Origin of the sequence: Legionella maceachernii (assembly GCF_900167045.1) — a bacterium.
Lineage (GTDB): Bacteria > Pseudomonadota > Gammaproteobacteria > Legionellales > Legionellaceae > Tatlockia > Tatlockia maceachernii.
On record NZ_FUXJ01000016.1, the window covers coordinates 15901 to 41233 of the forward strand.

Consider the following 25333-nt stretch of genomic DNA (forward strand, 5'->3'; position numbering starts at 1 on the left):
CTTAGATGGAATTTTTTAATCCAAATTCAAACATCGACTTCATGGGCGCACGCAAGTGGACTGCCTTATTCTCTGCGCTTATTTTTATTGTCTCTATTGCTGCTTTACTGACTAATGGTTTGAAATGGGGACTCGATTTTACAGGTGGAACTCAGATTGAAGTCAGTTTTCCTCAAGCTGCGGACTTGAATGGCATTAGGGATAGCCTCTATAAAGTGGGCTTCAAAGAAGCACAAGTCGTTAGCTACGGAACTTCCAAAGACGTATTAATTAGCATTGCACCACGAGCGGATCAAGATCAAACCCTCATGGTCAATAAAGTTATGGAACAGTTACCAGGAGCAGTAAAACAGCGTGTTGATTTCGTGGGGCCGCAAGTGGGGCAAGAATTAGCGACGAAAGGCGCTTTAGCCGTTATTGTCTCTTTATTAGCGACCATGATTTACATCGCCATGCGATTTGAATACCGCTTAGCGGTAAGTTCAGCCGTGGCGTTGGTTCACGATCCTGTGCTAATTCTTGGCATTTTTGCCCTGTGGGGTATCGAATTTGATTTAAAAGCTCTCGCTGGCTTGCTGGCAGTGATTGGCTATTCATTAAACGACACGATTGTGGTTTTTGATCGTGTCCGTGAGAATTTTATTAAGATTCGTCGAGCCACGCCTCTGGAAATTATGAATATTTCCATTAACCAAACGCTGTCAAGAACCATCATGACTTCCGTCTTAACCTTGTTTGTTGTCGTTGCACTACTCGTTTACGGTGGGGAAACAATTCGCGGATTTTCTTTAGCGCTCATTATCGGGATCGTTATCGGGACTTATTCTTCCATTTATGTTGCAGGCGCTCTTGCAGTGTGGATGGGGTTAGATAGAAAGGATTTTCTTCCTTCTCAACGAAAAGAGATCGACGAAAGACCGTAAAAAAAAATTTGTCATCCTGAGCGCGAAGGACCTCCCGACTCTTGGCAGTAACCCCAAAGGAGATCCTTCGCTACGCTCAGGACGACAATCCCTTGTCATCCCGAGCAAAAAAGGACCTCCCGACTCTTGGCAGTAACCCCCAAAGGAGATCCTTCGCTACGCTCAGGACGACAATCCCTTGTCATCCCGAGCAAAAAAGGACCTCCCGACTCTTGGCAGTAACCCCCAAAGGAGATCCTTCGCTACGCTCAGGACGACAACCCCTTGTCATCCCGAGCAAAAAAGGACCTCCTGACTCTTGGCAGCAACCCCCAAAGGAGATCCTTCGCTACGCTCAGGACGACAACCCCCCTTGTCATCCTGAGCGGTAGCGAAGGACCTCCCGACTCTTGGCAGTAACCCCAAAGGAAATCCTTCGCTACGCTCAGGACGACAACCCCCTTGTCATCCCGAGCATAAGCGAGGGATCTCCCGACTCTTGGCATAGCGTATTCAAGAGGCCCTTCACTATATCGCTCAGGATGATAAGCTCACTCCAATAATGCATCTACCTTAGCTGCGCAAATAAAATCGTTATGCGTCAAGCCATTCAGCGCGTGAGTCATAAAGCGCACATGGCAATAGTTATAACCCACTTCCAGATCCGGATGATGATTTTCACTGTTAGCTATCCATGCTAAAGCATTCACAAAAGCCATGGTTTCATAAAAATCGGCAAAAGAAAAAGAACGCTTAATTTCTTTATTCGCTAGAACTTCCCAATTCTCGTGAAGTTGTGGCCTAAGGTTATGAATTTGTTCGATACTCAAGGCTTGGCCAATTCCCTCACAGGATTCACAATGTTTTTGACGTAAATCACTTTTCACGATGCAACTCCTCAAATTTATTTTTTCGTTTTCGATAAACAAATGGCTAGTTTATCCAGTAATAGGGTGTTTTGCTGGCTATTGCCTATGCTGATGCGTAAATGGTTAGGTAACCCGTATTGGCTTAAAGGGCGTACTATAATCCCATACCTAAGCAGATCTTGGTAGATGGTTTTCGCGTCAATCTGACAATCAATAGTAATAAAATTGCAGTGGGAAGGGCGATGTTTTATTTTTAATGCCTTAAAACCTTGAATAAGTTGTTGCATGCCTTGGGTATTCATTTTAAGACTTCGTTGAATAAACTCCTCATCGTCTAGAGCAGCGTGTGCTGCAGTAAGCGCTGTTTGGTTCACCATGAATGGGAGTTGAACACGTTGAACTAATTCGATAATTTGAGGATTTGCAATAAGATACCCTAAACGCAAGCCTGCAAGTCCATAGGCCTTAGAGAAGGTTCGCGTAAGAATTAGGTTTGGATAGTGGGCGAGTAACTCAATACTCTTTCCATCCCTTGAGCCATAAACATATTCATAATACGCCTCGTCTAAAACTACAATTGTTGAAGCAGGAATACGCGCCATTAGTCGCTTAATTTTCTCCAGGGGAATAAGTTGGCCTGTGGGATTGTTGGGATTGGCCAAGAAAATAAGCGCTGTTTGCTCATTACAGGCGTTAATTAGAGCCTCAATATCAACCTGCCAATCCGCGTTAAGCGCTATTTTTGATACTGGTATACCCAATGTTTGGGCTTGAAGCTCATAGGAAATAAAAGCGTATTCGTGAATTAAAATATGCTTTCCTGTATGTACGGCAAAGGTGATCAATAAAAAGAGAAAGAGTGAATCCGTGCCATTGCCAAACATCAACATCGCCTTATCGATAGCTAGTTTTTCACTCAATTTGCCTAATAATGGATGATTAGACGGTGAAGGGTAATTGGCAATTTGTGTGGGAGAGAGTTTTGCCAAGGCGTTGAGCACCAAGGGACTACAACCAAGTGGATTTTCGTTGCTGGCTAATTTAATGATGTCAGTTAAGCCGTGTTCACGAACAACTTCTTCGATGGGTTTACCTGGAATATAGGGCTTTAAGGATCGGATTCCAGAATGAGGAAGTTGATGATAATCACAGGGCAAAGGATTCTCCTTATTATTCATTGCGATATTCATCTTACCCAACAGCGCAATAAAATGGAATTGTTCTGCAGAGCTGTGCATGAAAACCTTTCATACCTGAGCGCATCTTGGACTTGCATTCCTTACCCATTCAACCTATTCTCTCTGCCGAGACAGCCTCAAGGAAAAAATATGGAAAAGCAAAAAGGGTTTTCACTCGTCGAAGTGTTAGTTTCCCTCCTCCTTATCACCAGTACGTCAGCACTACTCTTACGTCAGCAATGGCAGCTTAGCCAATTATTCAATCAATTGCTAATAAGCACACAGGACTTAATACAACGCGATAATGACTATGAAACATCATCCCAGCACACACTAAAGTGAATGCCGTAAACGAGTAGAAAAGAATGAGAAAGCAGCGGGGTATAAGCTTAGTTGAGCTCATGGTGAGTGTATTACTCACCAGTATTCTTGTGATTTTGGCAACCCAACAATACTTAGTCAGTAAACGACAGTACTTTCATGTGCACACTTTATTGGAGCAGGATTTTGAATTGCAATTAATCAATGACTTACTTCGAGACAGTGTACGCAGAGCCGGGTTTACTCCGTGCTTGAGTATCAACTCGTTACCCTTAGTCGATCAACGCAATAGCAAGACAAAGCTTTCCGCAATCGAAATCAACGAGAAGCATGATCGGTTGAAAATAAGGCGAATGAGCGAGTATTTTACTACGGTAATTAAAATACTAAGCCAAGACGTGTTATTGGTTAACTCAGAACTTCAATTTAATCCTCAACAGGTCCTCTTAATTGCCGATTGTTATCATGGAGAAATTCTACCCATTGCCTCCGTAAGAAAAACAACTCATGGCACCCTTATTAAGCTCACACGTGGCTTATCGTTCAATTACAGCAGCCCCATTTATCTTGGTGAATGGATAGAAGAATCCTTTTTTATACAAACCAATCGGCAAGGTAATCGTGCCTTATACTATCGACGGCTGCATGCCGAAGAGTTAACCGATCGCGTTAATACACTCTGGGTTAATTTAGAGACTCATCAAAGTCACACGTGGGTTAAGCTGATATGGGGACTTGAGCAAACGAAACCTTTGCAGATTGTGACTGAAGTGAGAGCAGGATGACTATCCCAGATAAGCAGAGCGGAATCGTATTAGTGACGATCCTGTTGTTAATCACGATGCTATCACTATTAGTGTTGACGCAAATGCAAGGGGTATTCTTAGATTATAAAGCAATTAATCAGCTTGCTGAAATGCACCAAGTGCTTTTTCAGCTTGAGAAAAGTGCTAAAAAATGGGTTACAACACCGCCTCGAGAATGTGTTATTCAAGCAAGGGATGTTAATGCTGTAGTTCGGCTTTTACAAAACAGGCAAGGTTGTATTTCAACACAGGAAAAGCAGCAATTTTATTATTTAGTCGAGGATCTCGGATTGTTTCCCTGCGTACAAACCGTTGTTGAAAAGGTTAGCTTCAGTACTCACCACTGGCGAATTAGCATTCTTTCGGTCAATCAACATGCAGCCGTTTTGCAGTGGCGTGTAGCAAAACGAGCACCGGCAGCAGCTTGCGAGCATAATGAGCCTATTTTTATTCAGGCCGGGTTAGTAAGTTGGCGCCATCTAAAGGCTCAGAAAAATTAAGAGATTGAGGGGAAGAATATTCGCGCTCAGCATAATCAGGTTGGTTTTCTCTTTCATGAGCTGAGTTGAAAAAAGAAAGATTTTTCGCAAAAGAGAAGGGTTGAAAAGAGGAGGAGGTTGGCACAGTCACGGTAACATAATCTGATACAACATTATTGAATTCTTGCTGTGAATCGACTTTACCCAGTTGTAAAAACTCATTATCCTCAAGTGCCATAATACGACTCGCTTTTGAGGGAGAGTCTTCGGTCTGTGGAGAGTAAATGCCTTCCAGATAACCTAATTGTTCTTGAAGGTGTTCTCTTAAAGTCAATTCATTGTATTTAAGCCAGAAATGTTTCGTGGCATAAACGAACCCAATGGCAGAAAGCGCTGCAATGGCAATGGCTATTCCTCCACCTGGAAAAAAGCACCAAAGCGCCATGATGGACACGATGAGGAGTGCTGAAACTAAATTAATTCTTACTGCTTCCATGCGTTTCTCATAACCAAAAACACGACGGGCATGATCCCGGTGTACGCTTAATGGGTCATTCCCATTTAGTGGGGGGCTTAATTTATATTGCATGTATTCTTGAAGTAAGCAGTAAATTTCCTTAATGACGTCCACCCCTGATCCCGCTACGAAAATGCCAGCGATAATAGGACTCATCGTTGCTCCTGCCATAAGTAGTGCGAAGGAGGCAGTTATCTTGGCTGAGGTGCTTAAAAGCAGAAAACAAATATCGCGGAAACGATTCGCGATGGTCATTTTTTTATTGGTATAAATGGAGTAAAAATTGTAAATACCAAAGCCAAAACCATAAAATAAGCCTATAAGAGGAACAGTAGAAATGGAAGAGAAGATGTTTCGAATAAATTCTAAGGCAAGATGTAATGTAGAGGTTGCAAATAAAAGACTTATAAAGGTTAAAAAAATCCCTCCTCCGGCCAAAAATAAGGTTAGTTTGTGTATCTTCGTTTTTTCGTCGATAAGATCAGTAATATAATCCGCTTGGGAATACCCTTTTCGTGCCAACAGTAAAAAGAATTGATAGATAGTGAGATCTTTTTCTCTAAAGTCACTTTGCCATTCGTCCTTGGAAATATTTAAACTTTTTAATATGGCCTTAATGCGCTTTTTTACTTCTGGAGTAGCTGAAATAGTTGTTTCATGGAAATGACGCTTTAAAGCCTCTAAATGGTCATCATAATAGTCCATATGATGTTTTAAATCGCTAGACTTACCCCCTCTAAAATAGACGTCAAGGTGATCTAAGCTTAAAATTAACAAGTTCAATTTATTCTTTCTCGTTTTTTGAATTCAGCAAGTACAAAGAAGCGAAATATTGCACAAAAAATAGTCTTTGGTCAAGTAAAACATTGGTAATATACCTCATTCGTCGCGCTCATAAATCCCATTATTTTTCTCCACAATCACGTCATGATTCGCTATAGTAGAACTTGATGCTTTGAGTGCAAGGGATTGTTTTATGAGTCGCGAACGGTTAGTAACGTTTCAATATTGGCCCCATGTCATTACGGCTATCATCATTGCTCTCGCTTTTGTTGGCTATCGCTATTTTGCATATTATTTTACTTACTCCAACGATGCTTATATATCCGCTAATATCGTCAATATGGCTTCAATTGTTTCAGGCCCTATCAGCAAAATTTATGTTCGCGAAAATCAAAAGGTTGTTAAAGGGCAAAAGTTAATCGAAATCGATCCCCGCCCTTACAAATATGCCCTGGATAAAGCGGCAGCAGATCTGAGTATCGCTAAGCTTAATTATAAAAATGAAAAATACGCCATCACTGTTGCCGCAGAAAAGCTTAAACAAAGCCAAGATCTTTTAAATTTGAGTAAGGATCATTTCATGCGCTTTCAAAAGCTTCAGGCCAAAGGCGATATCGCTTTCATTAAATTGATTGATCTTGAATCGCAGCTGAAAGAACAACAAGCTGGAGTGGTGGCTGCTTTTCAAAAACTTAAAATTGCTCAATTAAATTGGGATATCAATGACGTTTTGGCCGCCGAAGCAATTTATGATAAAGCGCGTTACATGTATGAACATACCATTGTACTCGCACCAGCTGATGGGTACATTACGAATTTCAATCTTCGCCAGGGACAATACATTAAAGTGGGTGAAGGCTTATTTACGCTAATAGAAAACAATCCCTGGTGGGTAGAGACACGTTACCGAGAAACGGCACTCCGGCTTATCAAACCGGGTGACAAAGCAAGAATCACTATCGACATGTACCCTGGTAAAGTGTTTCATGGACATGTCCAAAGCATTGGTTGGGGAATTAATCGAGTTCAGGCAGGAAATGTTGCGCCTTCGACGTTGCCTTATTTAGAAGCGACTGAATATTGGATTAAAATCGCGCAACGATTCCCTGTGCGTATTTATATTGATGATTTGAGCGCTGAGTATCCATTAAGAATAGGGGCTAGTGCAACGACATTCACTTATCACTGAGGTTAGAATTTTTAAGCTATTCCCAAAAACATTAGAAAATAGGGCTGCATTGCGAACGGCGATTGCCACATTAATCGCTGTGCTTATCGCTTTTTTTCTGCATTTGGATAAACCTTACTGGTCAGGCATGACGGTGGTTATCCTCGCTAATGTCTACACAGGAAGCATTATCGACAAGGCAATTTTGCGCATCGTAGGAACAGTCATTGGCGCTTGTATGGGTTATTTTTTGGCGGGGTTAGTGGTTAATAGCCTTCTCTTATATCTCCTTGCCAATTTTTTACTAATAAGCCTTGCTGTGTATTATTACAATTTTAGTCCGCATGCTTATGCTTATTTACTGGGTGCATTAGCAGCTTTTTTTGTCATTTCACAGTTAGCTGTCTCATCCGATGAAGCATTTTATGTTGCCATATGGCGTTCAGTGGAAATTGCACTCGGGGTTCTGGTTTCTGCGGTAGCTGCTTTATTTATTTTTCCAAATAAAATTCAAGATAGTTTAATCAACGATGTTAATTCAATATTCGATCAATTAAGTGATTTGTTGGATCAATTGCATCAATTACTATTAATGGACAAATCAAGTATTCAAGAACTTTCTACGAATAATTTTCAGCTAAGAAAGAAAATAAAAAAATCGACTGAAATCATTGGATTTATGCGACGAGAGTTGGGAATTAAGCGCGAACGAATTGATCAGTTTAGAGTATTGCTCGATCAATTTTATGCACTCAGTCGCTCAATCACGTATTTCCTTTCTTCCTACGAGCAGCAAAAGGAAGTAAACGATTTAACGGTATTTGAGAAATGCGTTTCTGAGATTTTTATTGCTGCCCAGCATGACTTACAGGTTCTGAAGAGCGCTTTTTTTGCAGAAAGGGAGGCGCAAGAAGGTTTAGAAATGGAAACAAAGTTAGCGCGTCTGCAGCAAGAAATGAGCGCTTTATCAATGAAACTTGATGAAGAAGCGACTTCGATGGCAACTATCAAGCATTATCTTAAGATATTGCCTTTATTGCAGCGAATTAATGCAGTCATTACTCATTTAAGTTATGTTTTAATTCATCGCCAAGAACCCATAAAGCAGGAAGCCAAGCTGATAAGCAGTCACCAACAGTTACGTAATGATCCTGACATCATTGTCAGTAGCATCAAAACAGGCTTAGCAGCAATATTAGCGCTTGGATTTTGGTTATTCACAAACTGGCCCAATGGATTACCGGGGATAGTCTCAAGTATTGTGATCTCATTGAAAAAAAACCTGTTTGAAATGAGCAATATCAGCGTGCATCGTTTATTGGGCTGTATAACGGGGGCCAGTGTTGTTTTACTGCCTTTAGCGTTCTTTTCCGTGAATCTATACAATTTTATGCTCATCCTGTTTTTTGCAATCTGGGGGTTTACTTATTTTTCATTTAAATATATACCCTATGGTTATATTGGTTTGCAAGCCAACATTGTTATTATCATTTTCATGGCTCAAGCTAGCGGTCCTCCCACAGAGCTTGAACCTGCTTTGGAGCGATTAGCTGGCGTGGTTATTGGTATTGTGTCGAGTTTTTTAGTGGGCAATGTGTTATGGCGCACGGATTATTTTTCGATTTTAGAAAGGCATTTGCATAAACTATATCGTTTTCTCCTTCATAACCTGAGTCAGTTATTACAATTGGAACCGAGCAAGGCGCAATTATATGACTTAACAGACCTTTTCTGGCTATGTCGTGGTTTACTCGAAGCATTCCCTGAAAGCCATTTTAAAGGAAAAAAACGACAAAGAATCACCCAGGCAAGAAGCTATTTTGAACAGATGGTTTTGATGCAAGCCACAATTGGTCATATTTATGATGCCATTGATCGGAATAAAGCGCACGCAACGGCTGCTAGTTTGGGGGTAAATTTACACGAATTAGAAGAGGCAGTTGTAGGGTTTTACCGTGCGGACACGCCGAAGAAAAGTGAGCAACTTAATCAATATCTCCATGAAAAGTTAGAGAAATTTAATCTGGCCATTCCTTATGCAAAATCCCCGACTGACGAGCTAGGCAATTGTATAGACTATGTCAACGCGTTGAATCAATTACAATTTTCGCGAATTGAAAAGCTATAATAGGCAACGTACGTTGCCTAGTTAACTCACTTAGGACCAGTATACTCTTTGAGAAAATCATCAATATCCTCAAACAAAGAAGGAAGTTCTTCAGCATCCAACGCAAAATCATCGTTAACCGGTGATGAATTTGGAAGTTGTGAAAGTAAAGTAGAGGTAGATACGCTTCTCACATAAAGAGTGGAGGTGGGAAGGGGGAGTGGAGATGTAGCTTGTTTTTTAGGAAGAGGAGCAGTTTGTGAACTCAGCGTAGCTTGTTGATGCAAAGGGGTGAGATCAATCGTATGCTTAACACAGACAGGTCCCTCTTTAATGACATGAGGGCTTTTAAAAAAAGCAGGTTTGTTATTTCCGATAGGCGCTGCTCGTTTGTCATATTCCTCCGATGAAGTAAGCTTCTGAAGGGGTCTTAAGGAAGAATCGACAGGAGGCTCTTGGGGGGTAGAGAATTGCCTGACTTGTTTCATTTGAGGTGGCAGAATGTTGTATGTGCTTACTGTCGGACCAAAAAAATAGAACGAACATGGCCTGGTTTGAAAAAGATGACGAGAATACGCTTCATAAACCTTAACGCCGCGTGGATTGCTCAAGAAATTTGTGATTAGAGGAGAGACTAAAAAAGCATTATCAAGCTTTGTCGCATTGGCTAAAGCTATCCCTAGGACCGTGTCCGGATTGCCAAGCATTCCATACTCAAAAACCACGCGATCAATTTGGGAAAACAGTAAAGCTTGATAATACGAGTTTAAGCCAATTAATTGGCAAATTATTTTTGTGGCGAAAGCAATTTGCTGAGGAGCATACTTAATTGTCGCATCAACCGCTTCAAAGTTGTTTAAGCCATTTCCTTCTCCCTCGGTGATAAGAACAATATGTCGATTACCCAACCCCCACCAATCTGCTTCATCGGGCGCGAGATATTGAAAATAGGCCGAATTAAAAGAAAGTCCTAATTCATGAATTTTATTATTTAAAATCCGCTGGATAGAAGCAGCTTCTTTACTTTCAAGAATAAAATAATTACGTCCATTTAGATGAGTTTTAAAAAAATAATAAGAGAAAAAAAAGCGAATATTTTCATCCCATAAAAAGACTTTTTCGAAATAAGGAGTACTGTCTATTCTTCTTTCTTTCATGATTCTCACTGCAGTTATTAAAAAACACTTCGGCAAAACACTAAGTAAATTAGGACTTGGTCCACACATTTAGAGGCGCATTTTATCATCGATGTTGGATCAAATCGCAATCTCCTTTTTCGTTAAGTAGTCCACCCGATTAATTTGGCAGAATAAACAATCACAACTATCCTTTTTATAAGCCTATGAAAAGGGAACATATAATCATGCCTAACAATTTCTTTTGCAAGTCAATAAGTGCAAGTATTATTATTTTTTTTTCAGCCCCTGCCTTTGCCGACGACCTTTCAAAAGACAGTTGGCTTAATAGTGTGAAAGAGTTTGCTCCAGCCGGAGTGTGCAAAAGTTTTATGGAAGATAAAGAATTAAGCAAAAGGCTTGAGAAGATAAAAATTGACTACGATAAGTGTTTAACCTTAATTCCCCTAAGTTTCGACAAATGTCAGACAAAATATTATTCGCAGATTCCTAATACCATTACTAAAGCAGACGCAGAGAAATGGGGAAACAAGCTAGGGGCATGCATTGGTGGCGATTTTACTGTGAATTATTTATTTCCTAAGTCGTCTCGCTAATGTTAATCTAATGATTGAAAGGAACTTTAGAATAACAATAACATGGACCTCAATGGATTACTCGCGTACGCTATAAACAACAATGCATCCGATTTACATTTATCTACTGGATTATCTCCTATTATCCGTGTCGATGGTCATTTAGAAAGGCTCAACTTACCTGTTATTGGTCAAGAGGAGATGGCTAGGCTTCTTCTCGATCTCAGGAGTAAGACACAGAATGACCTATTGCGAAAGGAAGCTGATGTTGATTTCGCTTTTCAATTTAATGAGCATTATCGTTTAAGAACTCATCTTTTTAAGCAAGCACGAGGAATCAGTGCAGTTTTTCGTGTTATTCCTGCAAAGGTTAAAACGTTTGAAGAATTAGGCTTTCCTGCTGTTTTCAAACAAATTGCATCCTACCCTAATGGATTAGTTTTAATTACCGGTGCGACAGGTTCAGGAAAAAGCACAACGCTTGCGGCGTTTATTCATTACATGAACTCACATTTTCAAAAACACATTATTACTTTGGAAGATCCTATTGAATTTATTCATGAAAGCAAAAATTGCCTCATTCACCAACGTGAGATTCATTGCCATACTCCGCATTTCACTGGTGCATTGCGCTCGGTTTTACGTGAAGATCCTAACATCATTTTGTTGGGCGAATTACGTGATCCTGAAACAATTCGGCTTGCGATAACGGCTGCGGAAACAGGCCACCTTGTTTTGGCAACCCTTCATACGACTTCAGCAGCAAAAGCCGTTCATCGCATGATTGATGCATTTCCAGGGGATGAGAAAACAGTGATGCGCGCCTTGTTGTCTGAATCATTACAAGCTGTCATCACGCAGACTCTATTGAGAAAAGCAGGAGGCGGACGTATGGCTGCGTTCGAGATTATGATTTGTACACCTGGTATTCGCAACTTGATTCGTGAAAATAAAATTGCACAAATCTATTCTTCTATTCAAACAAGCCAAAATTTAGGAATGCAGACCTTAGAGCAACATGTGACGAAGTTAATGGAAAGCAACTCGCTAGAAGAAATAATTTAAGAAATGATCTACAGCGATAAATTTCGCATCAGCAACACACCGTAAACCCCAAAAACCATGGTTCAATAGGAATTGATGCTTTAGAAATTCAAATAGCAGGAGGAATTTCGTCTAAACTAGAGTTAACAAGGGTCTCGCTAGCGGTATTTGCGCGACTTACTTTGATTAAGATTAAAATCCCGGCGCTGCTTGCTAAACCAAGGGTGGCCAGCATCATGGGTAGTACTGCGCCAATTTGGGCAATGAAGCCTGTAAAAACAGAAGTCAAGCCAAAGCAAAGCGCCATGACTGAACCAGTAACACCCATGACCCAACCTTGCTCGTTTCCATTCACTTGATTAGAAAAAATAGTAAGTAAGACGGAATAGGCAACGGATAAACTCATGCCGATCATCAACGCAGCCACCCAGGCTACCCATTCTTGGCTAGCGACCAATGTTAATAAAACCAAAGCAGCCGTGATCATTAATCCAACAATAACGATGGATTCAAAGGCATAACGCTTGGTGCAATAATTGACAATGTACCCGCAGCCTAAACTAAATCCAAGTCCCATCACCGCCAGGAAAAAAGAATTTTCCATCGTAGAGTAATGGTAAGTTTGCGATAAGTACATTGAGATAAAGGAGAAATAATTTGACCAACCAAAAATCATGATCAGCAAGACAAAAGAATATTTTTTTATCGAATCATGCTGAAATGCAGACATGAAAATGTGGACGGCATGATGCCATCGAATCGTATGCGTATTGCTGGCTTTTACAAAAGTTTCTTTGAAGGACCATTGCAGTAAAAAAGCATTGAATAGTGATAAAGCAGCAGCAAAATACATTGGCGTCTCAAAATTAAACCAGGAGACCAATCGATTGTCTGAGAGTAAACCACCGAAGATAGGACCAAAAACAAAACCTAAAGAGACTGACAGCAGGATTAGTCCAATATTACGCGCTTTGCGCTCTTCTGAACTTATATCGACAATCGCAGCCTGTGCAATAGGTTGGCTGCCTGAAGTAAACCCTGCAATGATGCGTCCTAAAATCAATAACCAAAAATGATGGTATGCGATAGCGAGCGCTGATAAAGAATAGCCTAGAAATGCGCCAACAAGACAGATCATCAGTGATTTTTTACGACCAATATTGTCGGAAAGATCACCTAAAATGGCGGCGCCGAAAAACCAACAAATCATAAAAATACCGATGGTTAAACCATAATAAAAATCACGCAAGCCTAAGCTCGTATCAACCGGCAAAAAGCCTGCTTGCGGTTCGATAAGAATGGTATTTAGTATCGGGAACAACAGCCCCAAACCCATGCCATCAATGAATAAAACCAGAAGAAGTGGGAGCATGGATGACAAGGAATTTTCTTTACGCATGATTTAAGCCTAAAATGAGATAGGTAATATTAATCGTAACTGACTTATTTGACAAATTTTTAATGAGATAATACATAATTTCTTGTCGTAGTAACTGTCTTGAATTGAAAAATTTAAGACAGTTCTACGATGGGTTTTTAATGGTGAGAGATTCTTAGATTTCTCTAAGATGACAATTGCTCGCGTAACCAGTTTTCAATCAATATTTTCAATACGGGTAAACTGACTGACCCATTTTTTAAGACCTGATTATGAAACGCGCGTATATCAAAACGATCTTTAAGTTGTTTTTTGGCTAAATCGCGTAAATTTTCGATTTCCGTTTTGCCAAGCATGTAAGAAGTGGCTTGTGCGGGAAGCATGATATAGCGGTCAACTTCTGCTTCAATAATTGCCTTACTCAGTGAAGTGTGACTCACTAAAAAATGAATCGCTTTTTCCCGCGACCAACCCATGGTGTGAATGCCGGTATCCACGACTAAGCGTGCAGCTCTTAGGATTTCATTCGATAGCATGCCTAATTTTGAAATGTCATCTTCATATAACCCCATTTCATCCGCTAGACGCTCCACATACAAGGCCCAGCCTTCCCCGTAACCCGAGTTCCACAAGTATTTGTTTAGACTTGGAAGGCCCTTATTCTCATAGGTTAAGGCAATCTGAAAATGATGCCCAGGTATTAATTCATGAAATAACGTGGCTTCTTGGTCGATGCGATTACGTTTCTGAGGTTCAAAGGTATTGATATAAAACACCCCTGGCTCTGTACCATCTTCACTCGGAGGGTGATATTCCCCAGATGCTCCTGTTTTAGCCCGGTATTCTGGGTAAGGTTTTATGGTTCCTTCCGTTTTGGGAACAATATCAAACCAATAGGGTAATTGGGATTTTGCTTTCTCAAGGGCTGCAAAATTGTAGTCGAGAAGTTCTTTTTCTGAAGAAAAATAATTTTGAGGATCATTTTGAGCGCGCTGGAAAACAGTGGCCACGTCGGAAGTGCCGTATTTTTTTAACCCAATGTCGCCGATTTCTTGAGATAATTTTTGTACGTATTGAAGGCCAAACTGATGAATTTCTTCGGGAGTTTTAGAGAGGGTCGTTTCCTGTTTTATCTTAGTCTGATAGCATTGATTTCCTGCGGGTAAAGCAGAAACACCGATTTCTTTTCTAGCCGAAGGTAGGTATTCATTCTCCAAATAATCAATGTATTTCATCAGAGAAGGATTAATTACCGTGCCAATGATACTGGCCATCTCTTGCTTAAAAACAGGATTGCCATCCCGTTCAGCAAAAGCAAAAAAAGGTGAGTCTTCCACCGGGCTATTGAGCATGATTTTAAGTTGGGCTAATACTCTTTCAATGGCAGGCTTGGGAGCTGTATACCCAAGAGCGAGGCCTTGTTTTAAATTAGCGATTTGATCATCCACCACCTGAGCAAAGGTCTGCCATCGTTTTAGGGCTAGATGCCTTGTTTCGACAGTGCCTACGGGTTGCTTTTCAGCCACAATAGCCATTTTAACATGCCATCCCCAGGCAGGATTCACATCCCAAAGCTCTTCTTTACAGATTCGGCTTGCTTTCTTGTTTTCCAACGTTTCTTTGAAAAGAAGATAGGTGCTATACACTGGGGTGTTTTCCAGGGCCTTCGCGTCCAGTTGAGATAAGGCATTGAGAAAATGGTCTTCTTGCTGTTGCCATTTTTCAGTGGCATCGCTGGAGTAATTGGTAAATCTATCCTGGTCTACATCCAATTTTCCCCAAAAAAGGCCAAGCTCGGGGGAGTAATCAAATAAGCTTTTTTCATAATCTGCTGCAATTTGAGAAAATTCAGTAACCATGGTTTTAGTTTCTATATCAGGATGGATGGAAGCACATAACTTTAAACTAGCTAAGGACATTATTAAATAGAGCAGGGCAACAAAGGATTTTCGTTTGAAGTGCATTTGTTTTAATTGAAATTTCGTAATAACAAGCATCATAATTGAAGAATTTTATAAAGCCAAGAGTTCTTAAACGCTACTGGAAGCACCTTGGGGAAACGCATTCATCGTCAATGGCAAGACCATACTTTGAGGTGTTTATCGTCTCTCCTATTATTCTAACTTTATATTATTTTGTAAAAATAATTGGCAAAAAGAATTTATATTATTCCTTTTTTCGAGTAAAATGTAGCTGTTTTTTTAATCTCTCTGGGATTTTTCATGACAATTTCTACAAAAAACCAATATTTGAAACGCGTACTAGAAGATTTAATTGCCTCCCACGAAACTGAAATTGACTACCTCCCCCTCGAAGTTGAATTGAAGCCCGAACACATCACTGAAGAAGACATTAATACTGTCCTGTCGTTTGTTTCGGAGCCGCGAAAACGCCTTTTTGTTTTTAAACTGGAAAATAATCCCAATGTAACTGAGCATCTTTTTTTTAGAGCCCGACGCGCTTTCCTTAATCAACTCGCTGAAATTAACTTACAAAGAGCTTCACATGAGCCCCAGATTAACCCATTAAAAAAAGAGCTGAATAATCCGCCGTCCCTAGTGCGAGCGGCGATTCAAATTCAAAAAAGCGTTCCTCGGCCCAAACAAGCCCGTGTTCTTAAAGCGAAACAAAAAGAACAGGTTCATGTCCTCGCAACCACCGATATTATTTCTACCCCGCTCGATGAACTCGCTATTTTTCCAAATCTCGCTCGGCAACTTCAAGCTTTAAACATTCACAATGTGCAAGACACGGCTTTGCAAACAATCAAAGAGCACGCACATGCCTTTACTGATGGAATTATCCCTGGCAATCTACCTAAGGGATTTTACATCGACTATGAAAAACAAACCTTTTGCTACACCAACACTCCGCATAGACTTCCGTCTGCTTTGGCGCCTGTGCTCAAAAAACCAAACCCCGTTAACTTGCCTGCAATCGAGCAACTGGAATCGTTATTGCCCACTGTCTCAAAACCAATCCTTGAGAATTTACTAGCTAACACCCAGCCAGCTCAAAAAGAAGCGTTAATAGCTATATTACCGGCGCATGCCAGGGAGATCGGAGCCCTTGTAAGTTTGCTAAGACCCGCTGATGCCGATTTTGTCCTCCCTCTACTGGTAAAACTATTTATTTTCGGCGGCGAAGCGCACATGTGCTTATTTATGCAGCTTCTTAAAACGTGCATAAACAAAAATATCAATATTGAATTTCTTAAAGACCAAGCCGCACAAAATGAATTTTTGATCCCGCAAGGACTTAAAAATCTACAAAAATTGCTCCAGCTTACAATCGAGCAAAGAGAGTGGTGGAATGCCCTGACTGCTGCCCATCTTCGCAATGAACAACACCACTTTGATTTCAATGCTTTTTTTGAAGCGTACACTCAAATTTTCTTAGCGCAGGTTACCGAGAAAAATTTGACTCTTCCACACCCTTGCCCCATTCAACATGACGGTCACTTTTTAATCACATTAAACCGGGTTATGGAGGTTTTGGAGAGAGCAAAAAACCCACAAGAGCAATGCTTACACTTAAGAAATCTCGATTGGGGACCAATCGGTGCACATTATGCCATGACTCAGGTCCCTAAAGCGACCCGTTTTCAACACGTCGCAGAGTGCATGAAGCTTAAAAATCCTGAAGATACCAGCGTTAATCTAGAGGCTGTGTATCAGCAAATTGAGGACGAACAATTTGATCTGAATGCTTGGTTATATCGATTTATAGGACAACATTGGAAGTCTGAAATTCGCTTAAGCGATATTCAAGCCCAATTTATTGAAATTCAAACGACTCCTGCATGGTCTAAGAGTCAAAAAAATCAATTGTGGTTTATTTTAGCTTGTGGTTTTGCTGATGACTCTCCAGTGAATACCGATAACTGGAAAAAAACACTTAAGCAGTGCATCAGTTTGCTTCAATCACTCGAAGAAAATGATCGCTCCGATTTATTAAAAGCGCTTGCTCGCTGTTTTAAGTTTAAGCCGTGTCCCTCACTGGTGCAGATCCAACAGTTGATTGAGCAATGCATTGAATTAAAAACCAGTTTTCCTGAGCGTAATTTTAAAAACGAACTCCTGATACCTTTCCTCGCATGCTTGGAAAACGAAGGATTCGAAATAATCAATACCTTGCAAGTTCGTGGGCAAAAAATCGGACAAGAACACGCAGATCAGTTAAAAACGATGGTTGCTTTCGCCACTTTATTACAAACCCATCGTCAAAATTTATCTCCGGATAGCATTAAGCTGCTCGCAGCGCTTAATGAGCCTGAACTTGCTGAACAGCAGGTTTTGGAACTTAAGCAAGTTATTGAGGATATGCAAGCTAAAAAAGGAGCACCTTTCGGTGCAGTGCTGTTGAGTCTGTTAGCGAAAATTAATATTGCGAAATCCCAAGCCTTACCCAATGTCCAACAAATTCAAATCCTGATCAGGGAGCTTGCTGATTTATCTGCCGCGATACCTGACGATTGTAAGAGCATCGAAAAACAAGAGCATTGGTTAAAAGATTTAATCATTAGCCGAAATGGTCTTCCTGGCTGCGTTTTAGGCAGTGGTGATATATCAAAACTTGACGACTTGATTGTTGATGCTCTGGTTGATGCCATTAAAAAGCGCAGTAATGTCCTGAAAATAAATGTTCTGAAAGAGTCTTTAGGGCGATATCTGCAGAGCAATCTTGTGCCTGAGCAATTAAGGGAGCAGTTAAATCGGGAATTGTGGCCTCTTTTAAATGCATTGGAAGAATTGATTGTTCTGCTGCAAAAGCCTAATGTGCAGTTTGAAGAAATCTTAGAAAAATTTAAATTTTTCGAAAAAAGAAAAACAATGTTGCTCGAAGGGGTCTATAGCGTAGGCCCTCTTGGTGAGTCGAAAGGCGAATACCTCTTAAGTTTTCTTCTTACTGGGGAAAGAAAGGAAGCGGACAATAAAACGGGAAGAATATTTGCTTCTGTATTAGCCAAAGTTCACGGCCTCATTCGCGAAGAAATTATCGCCTTTTTCAATGACGAAAAGAATAAAAGTACGGTAAAAGATTTGGATGCAGCAACGTCATTAAAATGGTTAGCCGCATTTAATGATACCCACACCGTTAATTTTTTATTTGAAGAAGAACTAGTGCAGAAGAAGGTCCTACCTGCTATTAGGAAAACGCTAGTGCAGCTCAATACGCAAGATGCTGCGTTTGAAGAAAGCATTCTTAGAGCAGCAGCAGAACTGGCTAAAGACAAACCTTCTGATCATGCACTCCAAGAGTATAAAATGAAGATAGAATCCATTGCGAGCTATCTCAATTTACTCATTGATATCAAAGATAAATTCGCTTTGCAATTTTCTGGAATCTACACGCAACTCAATACAGGCGCCTTAGCTCGGTTAAACTACTCGCAGAAACGGACACTTGTTAATACGTTACTGACAGCCAACCCTGAATCCTTAGATCTTTACTTAAAGCTCACCACTGCTGTATTAGATGAAAATCCTGAAGCGGATGAAGCAGCAATTGAACGTGCAGTAAACAGTTTAAAAACGTTATTTGAATTGGAAGGCTTGGAGGCCGAAACCCAAATCATGTTCTTTAAAATGAGCATGAACCATAATTTGCGAAACGTAAGTCCTTTTCCGCTTACTATCCTAAATGAATTAAAACAAGCCAATCTTGATGAAGAGTCGAAGTCATTAATTATCAAACAAATCATCCAGATCCTAAGGCAGATGCCTGATTCAGAATCCCCTGAGACGATACGTGGTTTAATCCAGCAAACGCAAATATTCCTTACTGAAAATCGCGAACAAGCTTCTTTATGCATTGCATTGTTAAAACGAGTGTCTCTCCAGGGATTTAGCCGTGATATCGGTTCTTATTCCGATATTCTTCGTCAGCTTGCCTCGCCTGCTAAAGAATATAGAGAAGAAAAGAAAGCAAGACTCATTAGGATTTTAACTAGCCTTGCTCAAAATCACAAAGATGATACCGTCACTTTGCCCATGTTACTGGATCTTACTAAACGATTAGGATCCCTTTCTCCTGTGGATATAGAGAGAGTTCTGCAATTATTTGCAACCCCTCCTTATCCTATTGCCGAAGGATTATACTTAGTTTTACTCGCTCCTGGATCAGAGAAGCTTCAACCCTATTGCCAAAGCTTCGATACCAATCCTTTCGCAAAGACGGGTGAGGCAAGAGCACTTGAGCAACAATTTTCTACTGCTCGGATTAAAGAAGCGCTGGTAAATTTACAAGATCTCATGCATGGGGTCGTTTTACCGCATTCTTTGCAATTGCAATTAGCAAGACAACTTTCCTATATCGACACTTTAGGTTATATCGACCCATTAAATCCTTATGATTTTCAAGGCCTTAAAAAACTCACCGCGTGTTCCCGTCAAGAATTAAAAGAGCGAGCCAATTTCTTGCTGGGCCAGTTACGCACTCATTCGTTACCGTCAGAGCAGCTTGAGTTAGTGCACATGGAGCTGTTGGCTTATTTGCGCGAAATTTATTTCCGCAGCACGGGCTTATTCCCTAACAGTACCCAAATGCTTGTGCTGTTGCTGTCACTGCACTCACCTGATACCAATTTGCTCATGCGTATTGAAACAGGTGAAGGAAAAAGCCTGCTTACGCCGATCCTTGCCGTTTTGCAATGGGCCCAAGGCGGAACAGTGGATGTGTGTACAGCAAATGGCACGTTGTTGAGTCGAGATTATGAAAATAGCTGTGCGCCTTTCTTTAAATTTTTGGGAATTAAGTCAGCTCTTATTCGAGCAAATAGTCAGCCTGAAGAGTATCAATTAAATGGCATTAACTGTTCCACAGGCGAAGACATGTCACTCTTTCGCCAAGCCACGAAAGAAGCGGGTAAAGAGGCCTGTGTACAAAACAAGGGCCCCATTCATTTTGTTATCGACGAGAGTGACGATGCGCTTTTAGATCAAAATACCCTTAATAAACTGGTTGCAGAAATTGAAGAGAAAGAAGAAAACAACCCTGCACAGTGGATTTACCCACTGACCTATCAATTTATCAATCTACCGATGTTCCGAAACACAGATCCCGCATTAGGGAAGGTGTGGGATGAAGAAGAAGATATTGATCAATTTCGGCTGTTTATCAATAAGGAAATCAATGAAAAATTTAATGGTGATGCTGATAAACAAAATTTTATTGCAGCAGCAAGTAACACGCAATTAAAAGAATGGATTCGTGCTAGTTGCAAAGCAGCACTCCTTGTAGAGAACAAGCATTTTATTGTGCGGCCGATAAAAGAAAAAGATGAAACAGGCAATGAAATAACTAAAAAAATCGTTTGTGTTCCCTTAGTCAAAAGTATACCCAAAGGGGGCTGTATCTTTACAGACGGTGTGCAGCAAGCCTTACAAGCACGTTTAATTGCTGAACGGAAAGACCAAGCGCGTTACTTTGTTATTGATGCCTATCCACCCGTACTTTCCAGCCAATCTATCCAAACTTTAATTCGTTTCTACCAATGGACAAAAGGGCGTATTCTCGGAATTTCAGGTACTCCTGGTGACCCAACCGAACTCCAATATTTGGCTACTCTTTTAGGAACCCAGGCGATTGGAGTGGCCCCTCATGCAGGGGATAAGCGAATAAAACATTCTCCTGTTTTTACTTTCTCTAGGAACGAAACAATCCGCGCTATCCATAAGGCGATAGACAACATAAAACGGCCTGTGACCAAACCTCACTTGGAGTTTGACGCAGATATACCCACGCAAACGCTCGAGGAGCGCGAGGGCTTTATTCGTCTCAAAGAGCGTGCTTTGCGAGACTGGAGTCACACGCAAACACAACCTGTTCTTATTGTGTGTGAAGACTTTGATGAAGCTCAAAACATTGGGAAAAGCTTTGCGGATTACCAAAAAGCAGGATTTAAGGTTCAGGTAGTTACCGGAAAAGAGAGCCCTGAAGAACTTGACCGCATTATTAAACAAGCAGGTCAGGCCAATACCATTACCATTGGTACTGCTATGCTTGCACGGGGTATTGACGTGAATCCTGGCGATCACCCTGAAGGACTGTTTGTTATTCAGCCTTGTATAGCCAGTGAACGAATGACGACGCAAATCGCTGGTCGTGCGGCTCGAAACGGTAAGCCGGGTCAATGGCTTCCTATTTATCAAGTCGAACCGCCAACTCACTGGCTAGAAAAAGTCATGTATTTTATTTTTCCTTGGTACCGCCAGCGCAAATGTCAAGTTACCGTTGCCGAGTTACAAGAAGAAATCAAAACACAAGCGAATGTCGATAGACTCTATACGCAAGCTATTGATCACGCCCAGCAAACCTTAATGCAACAAATTTTTGCATGGGAAAGTTTATTATTAGAACTCTATCCAACGGATCCCCAAGTACGTTCTGAACTTTATCAATGGCGTGAAACGGTTTTAAGTGAACTTACACAAGCCCAGGAAACCAGTGTCTCTGAAGAGACGCTTGAGTCGAGCATCACTCAATTTCAAAATGCGCTGTGCAAGATCTGGGGGGCCGCTAAAGAAGAGAAATGGTTGGCCAAAGCGCAAAAAGCACCGGGCCTTACTCCAAGACAAAATCTACAGATGAACTATTTGAAACAATTGGATTTAAGTCAGGAATTAAAAATCCAACGCGCATTGGAACAGAAAAGACCGCCTTTTGCTGCGGGAGCTGAAGTATTAACGCATTTCAATTTGGATGCTGCTATCCACGATAAAGCGGGTGCAGTGCTTGAGTTTACTCATCCAACAGAAGAAGTAAGAGAACGACTTGAGCTTGCTCAGGTTCGACAACTACTTCCTTGTTTAATCGGCGAGTTATGTAGTTTTTACCCGGACGCCATTCCTGCACTTTCTTCGCCGGATAAATCGAAGCTACCCCCATTGATACTCGAAGTATTTGCTTCGCTTCTAAATAAGGTCATTGGAAAAAACAAGATCTCATTTGGAGCGAGCAGGGAAGAAATTATTCAATCGATTACTCGTTCCTATCAAGACGATTTAAAACAAGCTGATATTGAGACCATTCGGGAATTATTGAGCAAAATTAAGCCATTAATTCTTGCTCATGACCAGTCTGAGAAGACTTCGATCGTCGATAAATTTAAAATGCAAGGTATAATTTTGACATTCAGTAATCTTTATGAGCAATCAGGCTTAACGGCGGATGCAGACTTAACCCAACTTAAGACTCACTATAGCCGTGAAATCATGAAATTACTTGCTGATTATCTTCTTAATGAATTTGCTTGGGTTAAAGAAGATCCGCAACCTCTTACCGCATTTTTAGAGCGTGAAGTGGCTATCAATGCGGCTGAAATGGTGTATGACATTGCTGAAAAGGTTTGTCGATCTCCAGGGAATGAAGAAAGAATCCATGAATTATTTGCTTGTCTTAAAAACCAACGCATCGTTTTACAAGATAAGTACTTGTTTTCAATAGGGCATCGTAACCCTCGGGAGGTAATCAATACGTCGCTTGCTGCAATAGAGGCATTGAATATGGCCCCTCACTGCGATCGCGAGTTTCAAGAGCAGTGCCATGATAAAGTGCTTTTTACCTACCACCTGAGGCAGTTTAGTAGCCTTTTGAGGCAAGTCTCTCTTTCTTTTAGAAGTACGGATGATCCTGTTTGGAAATACCTGGAAACGAAACTTGTCACTATCATCAACACCAGTGAAAATCAAAGTCATGTGATTATTCAACTCTATGAGGCTGTGGAGCGCTTTAGTACTTATCCTGCCTATTGGCCTTATCGAAATACGCTTAGTAAAATGAAAGAGCTGCTTGCCGGCTCGGTGAGTGCTTTAAACGATGATAATGGGTTAAAAAAGGATAGTCTAGAGGGTTTGTTTACACAAAAAAACACCCATTTAGCGTCCTTGCTTGATCTCAATGAAAATCAAATCCGTATTCAGAGTGGCTGCGACGGCATGCGGTCATACATCGAAATTCAGGTCCAAAACGCCCCTGTCATAGAAGGATTCACAGGATATTCCACCTGTGCCGCAACTCTTGAAGGAGAAAAAAGACGTCTCACGCAACAAAGAGAAACGTTTGAACAAAATCGCGAATCGTTTTTAAATTTATCCCGTAGGGACATTATAGAGACTCTTTCGCCAATAAAGAGGGCAGAATTCGAAAGGTTATTTAAATGGAAACAACTATTGGTGCTCGATTGGAACCAAGGTTTAGAGGAAGCCACAGTCAGCGAACTTCCTGAATCAATCCAGAAACTCTATAACCACGCTGAACAAGCAAGACAATGGATTTGGCCGATTTCTTTGATTGAACCTGGGCAATTGCGAGAAGTTTTTGGTGAAAAGTACAATACAATTTATGGTGATTTGCTTGAGCAACATACAAAATTATGTAAAGCACTTCAATCGATTCAGGAAAGAAAACGGGATGCTGAGCAAATTGTTGAAGAAAAAAGAAAAGCGATCCTCGGTAAGGAGAGCAGAGAAAAAGAACTTGATGAGGGAGGCTTTCGAGAAAAATTCGCGAATGGGACAGAAATTCTCGCTCTAAAACTTGAGCTTCCTACCCTTCGCGGAAATTTAATTAAAGCTCAAAAAACCGTAGAGGAATTAGGCGAACATGAACGCGATTGCTTACTAAAATTACAAAAGGTAAATGAACAACTCGATGAAAAAAAGAGGCCTTATGTGTCCATGCGTAAAGAGCAAGCTCAATTGAGCTTAGAAGGACACATTCAAGTCAATAGTAAAGCGCTTACTGAGTCGCTGGAGAGCGAATTTAAAGAAGCCGATACTGCTTTTGAGCAATTAGTGGAATTAGAAGCGGTCAAGTCTTGTTATCAAACGCGTCGATTTGATAATGTGAGTGAACTGTTACGATTTGAAGCGAGTCTTGCGCAAGAAGCGAGCCAGATCCCTGTCATATCGAACCGAGCAAGCAGAACTCTCGATCGATTATTCACCTTTTTCGATCGTGGAAGTTTGGCTCAGCCAATGGCAGAAGGTGAGGCTTTAATTTCTGGCCAAGGTAAAAGCCAGTTCACCCCAACAACCACTGCCATATAGGCAGTGTCATTGGAAGGAGTTTGCTTGGAACTAAGAGTGGTTTAAGCCAATGGAGATTTGAATAACACCCCAGAGCTTTCTACCGTAGTTTTAATTCGGTTGAGAAAGGAGATGGATTAAAGGATTTTAGAGTTTCTTTTTCTTCAATTTTTTTCGAAGCGATGTCCTTCGGATCGATAACTGATTTATCGTTAGAAGGCTTGGGTTCTAATGACAAAGGAGTCGGAGTATTTGAGATCTGTTGATTCTGATTTTGTGTTCGTAACTCTGGACTTGGTACAGGCAATAAATTACTCGCTAACTGCTGTAGGAATGCATCATACAACGCTACGGTTGGTAAAGTAATACGAATGTCGCATATATTTCCTTTCTCATCTTTAGCAACCTTAACGCAATCATTAGATAAGTGATGGCGTTCTTTAAATGCATTACACTCTTTTAAAATAGCTTCTAGGAATTTTTTAAATTCATTTTTTTGCACGGGAGATAATGAATCAAAAGTACACTCTAGAGTAATGCTTTTTGATTCACGATCCAGATTGACTATCAACAACTCTTTATCCATTAATTCGGCAATAATCGCAGGATCAAAAGTTTCTTCAGTGGATTGAAATGAATCAAGATCGTTACCCTTTGTCATGAAATCAGGTTCAAATTCGAGATCAAAATGGACGGCACCATCAATGGGTTTCTCTAATGGGCTGGACAGTGATTGATTCTCCTCTTGTTGGCTTTTTTTCTCTTCTGAACCACTCTCAGAACCACCACCCCCACCACCACTGCCGCCATGGCCTCTACAAATACGCTTTGGTAAGATTTCTCTGAAACACACTTTACAAAGAATTCGCGCCGCTTCGCTAGCCGCTTCTTGTTTCGCTTTTTCTTTCTTTAATTCTTGCAAGGTTAATGCAGTAGAGCTTTTTAATTGCTCCTCTTTCGAAGCGTCAGAGCGAGTTGGCTGTTCGTTTTTTTTCATGGCGAAATACCTAATTCAAAAGAGAAATTAATGATGAATATTA

Annotated in this window: 16 protein-coding genes; 9 read left to right on the plus strand and 7 right to left on the minus strand. The window is 40.8% G+C overall.

Annotated elements, in window-relative coordinates; translation table 11 throughout:
- Positions 1 to 5 precede the first annotated feature (5 nt).
- Entirely contained in the window at positions 6 to 923 is a 918-nt protein-coding gene (secF, locus tag B5D33_RS13065; RefSeq protein ID WP_058451775.1) for a protein translocase subunit SecF, read from the plus strand.
- Between the two features lie 530 nt (positions 924 to 1453).
- On the opposite strand, the gene B5D33_RS13075 is transcribed toward secF, so the two are convergent.
- Both B5D33_RS13075 and hisC read right to left on the minus strand, forming a co-directional pair.
- Positions 1454 to 1789 (minus strand): 4a-hydroxytetrahydrobiopterin dehydratase, encoded by a 336-nt coding sequence (locus B5D33_RS13075; protein ID WP_058451992.1) that lies wholly within the window; start codon positions 1787 to 1789, stop codon positions 1454 to 1456.
- Between the two features lie 17 nt (positions 1790 to 1806).
- Positions 1807 to 2928, minus strand: coding sequence for a histidinol-phosphate transaminase (gene hisC / locus B5D33_RS13080; RefSeq protein WP_115304962.1), 1122 nt, complete (start codon positions 2926 to 2928; stop codon positions 1807 to 1809).
- 171 nt (positions 2929 to 3099) lie between these two features.
- Between hisC and B5D33_RS13085 the strand changes: the two genes are divergently transcribed.
- The 3 genes from B5D33_RS13085 to B5D33_RS13095 are packed head-to-tail and all read left to right on the plus strand — an operon-like array spanning position 3100 to position 4576.
- Entirely contained in the window at positions 3100 to 3291 is a 192-nt protein-coding gene (locus B5D33_RS13085) for a prepilin-type N-terminal cleavage/methylation domain-containing protein (RefSeq protein WP_058451993.1), read from the plus strand.
- Between the two features lie 23 nt (positions 3292 to 3314).
- On the plus strand, positions 3315 to 4055 hold the full coding sequence (locus tag B5D33_RS13090) for a PilW family protein (RefSeq protein ID WP_058451994.1): 741 nt from the start codon (positions 3315 to 3317) through the stop codon (positions 4053 to 4055).
- Positions 4052 to 4576, plus strand: a complete 525-nt coding sequence (locus tag B5D33_RS13095; RefSeq protein WP_058451995.1) for a hypothetical protein — start codon at positions 4052 to 4054, stop codon at positions 4574 to 4576. Before B5D33_RS13090 ends, B5D33_RS13095 begins: the two co-directional genes overlap by 4 nt.
- Here B5D33_RS13095 and B5D33_RS13100 read toward each other — a convergent pair.
- A complete protein-coding gene (locus tag B5D33_RS13100) occupies positions 4524 to 5855 on the minus strand; it encodes a hypothetical protein (protein WP_133141003.1) in 1332 nt (443 codons plus the stop codon). The two genes, B5D33_RS13095 and B5D33_RS13100, sit on opposite strands and share 53 nt — an antisense overlap.
- 193 nt (positions 5856 to 6048) lie before the next feature.
- Between B5D33_RS13100 and B5D33_RS13105 the strand changes: the two genes are divergently transcribed.
- Positions 6049 to 7044 carry an efflux RND transporter periplasmic adaptor subunit gene (locus B5D33_RS13105; protein ID WP_058451997.1) on the plus strand — a complete coding sequence of 332 codons (996 nt, stop codon included), beginning with the start codon at positions 6049 to 6051 and terminating at the stop codon, positions 7042 to 7044.
- Positions 7019 to 9151 carry an FUSC family protein gene (locus tag B5D33_RS13110; RefSeq protein ID WP_058451998.1) on the plus strand — a complete coding sequence of 711 codons (2133 nt, stop codon included), beginning with the start codon at positions 7019 to 7021 and terminating at the stop codon, positions 9149 to 9151. The genes B5D33_RS13105 and B5D33_RS13110 overlap by 26 nt, the downstream gene beginning before the upstream one ends.
- Positions 9152 to 9177: 26 nt before the next feature.
- On the opposite strand, the gene B5D33_RS13115 is transcribed toward B5D33_RS13110, so the two are convergent.
- On the minus strand, positions 9178 to 10287 hold the full coding sequence (locus B5D33_RS13115) for a hypothetical protein (protein WP_058451999.1): 1110 nt from the start codon (positions 10285 to 10287) through the stop codon (positions 9178 to 9180).
- Between the two features lie 206 nt (positions 10288 to 10493).
- On the opposite strand from B5D33_RS13115, the gene B5D33_RS13120 reads away from it, so the two are divergent.
- Together B5D33_RS13120 and B5D33_RS13125 are read left to right on the plus strand one after the other, a co-directional pair.
- The gene (locus B5D33_RS13120; RefSeq protein ID WP_058452000.1) at positions 10494 to 10862 is read left to right on the plus strand and encodes a hypothetical protein; all 369 of its coding nucleotides are present in this window, start codon (positions 10494 to 10496) and stop codon (positions 10860 to 10862) included.
- 42 nt (positions 10863 to 10904) lie between these two features.
- On the plus strand, positions 10905 to 11906 hold the full coding sequence (locus tag B5D33_RS13125; protein WP_078767457.1) for a type IV pilus twitching motility protein PilT: 1002 nt from the start codon (positions 10905 to 10907) through the stop codon (positions 11904 to 11906).
- Between the two features lie 88 nt (positions 11907 to 11994).
- Here B5D33_RS13125 and B5D33_RS13130 read toward each other — a convergent pair whose 3' ends face one another.
- Both B5D33_RS13130 and B5D33_RS13135 read right to left on the minus strand, forming a co-directional pair.
- Positions 11995 to 13284, minus strand: a complete 1290-nt coding sequence (locus B5D33_RS13130; protein WP_078767458.1) for an MFS transporter — start codon at positions 13282 to 13284, stop codon at positions 11995 to 11997.
- A gap of 164 nt (positions 13285 to 13448) precedes the next feature.
- A complete protein-coding gene (locus tag B5D33_RS13135; protein ID WP_234802512.1) occupies positions 13449 to 15227 on the minus strand; it encodes a DUF885 domain-containing protein in 1779 nt (592 codons plus the stop codon).
- 258 nt (positions 15228 to 15485) lie between these two features.
- Here B5D33_RS13135 and B5D33_RS13140 point away from each other — a divergent pair, with 258 nt between their 5' ends.
- Positions 15486 to 24314 (plus strand): preprotein translocase subunit SecA, encoded by an 8829-nt coding sequence (locus B5D33_RS13140; protein ID WP_065240034.1) that lies wholly within the window; start codon positions 15486 to 15488, stop codon positions 24312 to 24314.
- A gap of 79 nt (positions 24315 to 24393) precedes the next feature.
- On the opposite strand, the gene B5D33_RS13145 is transcribed toward B5D33_RS13140, so the two are convergent.
- A complete protein-coding gene (locus B5D33_RS13145) occupies positions 24394 to 25290 on the minus strand; it encodes a hypothetical protein (RefSeq protein WP_058453078.1) in 897 nt (298 codons plus the stop codon).
- Positions 25291 to 25333: the final 43 nt, after the last annotated feature.

What these genes read in the sequence shown, in the direction of transcription:
- secF (WP_058451775.1), top strand. Translation starts at nt 6, where the DNA reads ATGGAATTTTTTAATCCAAATTCAAACATCGACTTCATGGGCGCACGC.
- B5D33_RS13085 (WP_058451993.1), top strand. Translation starts at nt 3,100, where the DNA reads ATGGAAAAGCAAAAAGGGTTTTCACTCGTCGAAGTGTTAGTTTCCCTC.
- B5D33_RS13090 (WP_058451994.1), top strand. Translation starts at nt 3,315, where the DNA reads ATGAGAAAGCAGCGGGGTATAAGCTTAGTTGAGCTCATGGTGAGTGTA.
- B5D33_RS13095 (WP_058451995.1), top strand. Translation starts at nt 4,052, where the DNA reads ATGACTATCCCAGATAAGCAGAGCGGAATCGTATTAGTGACGATCCTG.
- B5D33_RS13105 (WP_058451997.1), top strand. Translation starts at nt 6,049, where the DNA reads ATGAGTCGCGAACGGTTAGTAACGTTTCAATATTGGCCCCATGTCATT.
- B5D33_RS13115 (WP_058451999.1), bottom strand. Translation starts at nt 10,287, where the DNA reads ATGAAAGAAAGAAGAATAGACAGTACTCCTTATTTCGAAAAAGTCTTT.
- B5D33_RS13120 (WP_058452000.1), top strand. Translation starts at nt 10,494, where the DNA reads ATGCCTAACAATTTCTTTTGCAAGTCAATAAGTGCAAGTATTATTATT.
- B5D33_RS13125 (WP_078767457.1), top strand. Translation starts at nt 10,905, where the DNA reads ATGGACCTCAATGGATTACTCGCGTACGCTATAAACAACAATGCATCC.
- B5D33_RS13130 (WP_078767458.1), bottom strand. Translation starts at nt 13,284, where the DNA reads ATGCGTAAAGAAAATTCCTTGTCATCCATGCTCCCACTTCTTCTGGTT.
- B5D33_RS13135 (WP_234802512.1), bottom strand. Translation starts at nt 15,227, where the DNA reads ATGCACTTCAAACGAAAATCCTTTGTTGCCCTGCTCTATTTAATAATG.
- B5D33_RS13140 (WP_065240034.1), top strand. Translation starts at nt 15,486, where the DNA reads ATGACAATTTCTACAAAAAACCAATATTTGAAACGCGTACTAGAAGAT.
- B5D33_RS13145 (WP_058453078.1), bottom strand. Translation starts at nt 25,290, where the DNA reads ATGAAAAAAAACGAACAGCCAACTCGCTCTGACGCTTCGAAAGAGGAG.